5 protein-coding genes are annotated in these 3,661 nt (G+C 28.5%); 1 reads left to right on the top strand and 4 read right to left on the bottom strand.

The genetic code is table 11. The features are described from left to right. The first annotated feature begins 68 nt into the window (after positions 1–68). Positions 69–227, top strand: coding sequence for a hypothetical protein (locus ACIQ56_RS15575; protein WP_397601961.1), 159 nt, complete (start codon positions 69–71; stop codon positions 225–227). 221 nt (positions 228–448) lie between these two features. On the opposite strand, the gene ACIQ56_RS15570 is transcribed toward ACIQ56_RS15575, so the two are convergent. The 4 genes from ACIQ56_RS15570 to ACIQ56_RS15555 all read right to left on the bottom strand — a co-directional run bounded on the left by ACIQ56_RS15570 (position 449) and on the right by ACIQ56_RS15555 (position 3,569). After that, on the bottom strand, positions 449–751 hold the full coding sequence (locus ACIQ56_RS15570) for a hypothetical protein (protein WP_397601960.1): 303 nt from the start codon (positions 749–751) through the stop codon (positions 449–451). A gap of 61 nt (positions 752–812) precedes the next feature. After that, positions 813–1,172, bottom strand: a complete 360-nt coding sequence (locus tag ACIQ56_RS15565) for a hypothetical protein (RefSeq protein ID WP_397601959.1) — start codon at positions 1,170–1,172, stop codon at positions 813–815. Positions 1,173–1,346: 174 nt separating this feature from the next. Beyond that, positions 1,347–2,756 (bottom strand): TolC family protein, encoded by a 1,410-nt coding sequence (locus ACIQ56_RS15560; RefSeq protein ID WP_397601958.1) that lies wholly within the window; start codon positions 2,754–2,756, stop codon positions 1,347–1,349. A 6-nt stretch (positions 2,757–2,762) separates the two neighbouring features. After that, complete coding sequence (locus ACIQ56_RS15555; RefSeq protein ID WP_397601957.1) at positions 2,763–3,569, bottom strand: efflux RND transporter periplasmic adaptor subunit; 807 nt, start codon at positions 3,567–3,569, stop codon at positions 2,763–2,765. Between the last annotated feature and the right edge of the window lie 92 nt (positions 3,570–3,661).

The raw sequence follows: 3,661 nt of genomic DNA, 5'->3' as shown, positions 1-3,661 counted from the left end.
TCGTCGAATGGATATCTGTCTCCAGTTATATTTGAAATAACTAGACCAATGAAAAAGGTCGGTTAATTGTGTCTATAAAATTGGGGGAAGATCAAACAGGTCCTGAATCTATAACACATGATACAGTAGCTAACTATATTTCAAGCATTACAAATAAAAAAGTTTTTTATCAAAATATATCTTCTTCAGAATTTAAAAAAGATTTACTAAATGCTGAATTGTCTTAACATTATGCAGACTTTCTTGTTACTATAATGGGATTCTTACGAGAAGGATTTAATTCTAAAGTAACCGATTCTGTAAGTAATATATTAGGAAGAAGTGCGATAAGTATAAGTAAATATGTAAATGATTATAAAAAATATTGGCTATAATTGAAAATTTAAAGTTTTTTATAATCGTTTCAATCAAATAAGTTTTAATAAGGTTCCATTATAAAGGGACCTTATTAAAATTCTGGAAAATAGATGCTTACATTTTTATTTAAAGTAATGTTATCAATATGGCCAGTATGACCAGAATCATCGACTACATGAAAATGAATAAAACTTCCGTTATGAGTAAAAATCCCCTCATGTTTTTTAGAATAAAATCCTATTATGTCACCTTTCATATTTTCTTTAAAAATATTTTTTGATGAATCCCGATGGCTCGAATTTGGTTTATTTAAAGGGATAGGGGACAATATGTGATAATTTATAGAATCTATGATACCCGTCACTTTAAAAACAAATGGTTTGTCCAAATCCATTTATGAATTTATAGCTAATTTTTCCAATTCATCTTGAAATTCTTTTATGTTAATTACTTTTTTATTTAAATTTGTGGCCTTTTTCCATTTCTTTACTTCGCTCCAGACTAAAAAAATTGCTTTTTTTTTCATTTGAATTTATTGTTATCAATTGGTTGTTAATTACAGAAGAAATATAATATTTACCATTCATGATTGTAATTTCACCGTCTAGGTTTTCCACAGGTCCTAAGGCATAAATATTCTTTTTATTCGCAAAATCTTCTAAAACAACTTTTGCAGAATAATCACCACTTTTTACAGATTGTATACTTCCCTTATAAAATACTTCTATAGAATAAATTTTTGGATTCGTTATTATTAAAAATAAACAAAAGTAATACTTTAGAATTTTTAATAAGTTAAATAAATTTAAATTCATTTTAAGGAAACCTTATGCAAAAAAAAACAAGATCAATATCAATTGAACTTAAAAATTTTATATTCCCTTATTTTTAAAGTTTCTATTGAATAAAAGCTACTAAATGTTGCTATGTCTCAAGATGAGATTTTTGACACACAAAGTAGCAATTAAAAAAGAAACTTCAGCGGGAGATTACTTTGCTTCTAATTCTCCCGTTGCATATCTTATATTCCAGTTTTGCAATTTAAAGTTTATAAGTGCTTGGGCGCGAGTGGATTCTGCCTGGACTAAATTTGATTGTGCAGTCATGAGATCGATAAAACTTGCAGACCCCACTTTGTATCTTCCTGTCATAACTTGATAGGCTTTTTGAGAAGCAAATATTCCTTTTGCTGAGGATTCAAGCTCTTGAATTGCTAATTTGTAATTTCCATAAGCTGTTCTTGCATCTGCAAGAACTTTTGTGTTTATATTCTCTTCATCTAATTTTAATTGATATGAACTTGTAGCAGCTTGATTGACATTTGCAAAAGTAACAAGGCGATCAAATATATTCCAACTCAAAGTTATCCCAAAATAATATTTCACATTACTTAATAATTGGTCATTTAAATTATCTTGATTATTTGGAACGACATTATTTCCATTAACAGTTTGTGTCTCTAAAATTGTCCCACTGGAAGAAGCAGAAACCATAAAATCAATTTTAGGATAATAACCCGATTTTGCGACTTCAATATCATATTTTGAAGCTTTTGTTAAATTTTGAGAGGCTTTTATATCAAGCCTTTTATTTAATGCTAATTTAATAATCTCGTTTTCGTCATCATATTTTTTTTCAGATTGCGTTTGTTCTAAATTTACTTCTGTAAACTTATAATTTTTTTGGATATCAAGACGCAGTTTTTGAAGAAGAATAATTTGATCATTCCTAATTTTATTTTTTAGCGTTTGTAAATAAGATTCTGCAGAGCTTGTTTGCGACTGTTGTAAATATAAATCGGCAATACTTTTTGAACCTAATCGGGACTGGGCTGTAAGTAATTTCTCTCTTGTTGCAGATTCTTGCAAATTTTGTTCTGCAATTTCAATCATTTTATTATCTAAAATAATTTGTAAATAATTTTGAACAATATCAAGAATAATTTGTTGTTTGACTCGATTTAAAGTAAATTCGCTGGCGTCTTTCTTTAAAAGATAAGAATCTAAAGAAGAAGTATCAGAAAAGCCATTAAAAATATTGAAATTACTTGAGATAGAAAATGTTGAGGTTGTTCCTGAACCATTTACATAAGTTGGAGTGGCTGTTGTTAAATAGGAAGTTCCAGTTGTGTAGTTTGATGCCATTTGGGTTGTTAAGTTAGGTAAGAAATTCGCATAACTTCTTAATACTTGTACTCCATTTAAATCATTCATACTATTTTGTTTTAAGATATCTGTTGAATTTTGAAGAGCAATTTTTAAGCAACCCTCTAAACTTAATTTATAAGTGTTTTGATCAAGAGATGCTTTTGTTCCCTTAATTTCAATCGAATAACATTCAATTTGTAACATTTTAAAAATAAATAAGCTTATAATAAAATATTTACCTAATTTTATCACAATTCCTCACTTTTGGTCAAAAATAGGTCTTATGAGAGTACCCTCATTTAATTCGTTTCCTGGATTTAAAATCACATAGTCACCTTCATTCACATCGGAATGAAAACCAATGATTTTACCATCATTATTTTCTAATTTTATTTGTTTAAAATGAACTTTATTTAGATTGTTTACTAACGCAACAAAGCTTTTGTCTTTTTTTATAATTAAGGATTCCACTGGTAAAATATAATAGGCTTGTGATTTTACTTTTATGTACACTTTTACAAAACTTCCAGAAACTAAAAATCGTTCTTTATTTGGAATATCGACTTCTACTAGCATCATTTTTGTTTTTTGATCTAAATTGTTTGTTATTCTATTAATATTTCCTAAAATTTGTTTCATTGTTGGAATTGTTATTTCTATTTTTACGGGGTCACTTTTTTGAATATAGGGAGCATCATTTTGATCTAAATAGACATTTACTATGAGTTTATTGATATCTGATAATGTAACAATAGGCAAAGCGCTGTTTTGAGAGTTTTCTGCATTTTGAACAAGTGCTCCCATGTCTGCATAGCGCGCTGTAATTGTCCCATCAAAGGGAGCTCGGATTGTTTTCAGTACCTTTTGTGCATTTAATTGAGCCCGAGCAATATCAGAATCTGAAACAGCTTGATCTTTTTCTTGAATGGAAACCAAATTTTCCTTTTGTAATTCAATGGCTCTTTTTGCAATAAGATCTTTGTTTTTAAAATTAGCTAAAGCGGCAAGATAAGCTTCATCTGTAACTGGCGATGTGTCCTCCCAATAAGTGCATTTTACAAACACAATGAATGGAATTAAATTTTTTATAGAGAGTGGTTTTTGATTTTGTTGATAGTATCAAGATAATTCCAAGGTAACCAATCTTTTGGGTTTTG

Origin of the sequence: Silvanigrella sp. (genome assembly GCF_044369315.1) — a bacterium.
Lineage (GTDB): Bacteria > Bdellovibrionota_B > Oligoflexia > Silvanigrellales > Silvanigrellaceae > Silvanigrella.
This window is presented reverse-complemented; position numbering and strand designations above follow the sequence as displayed.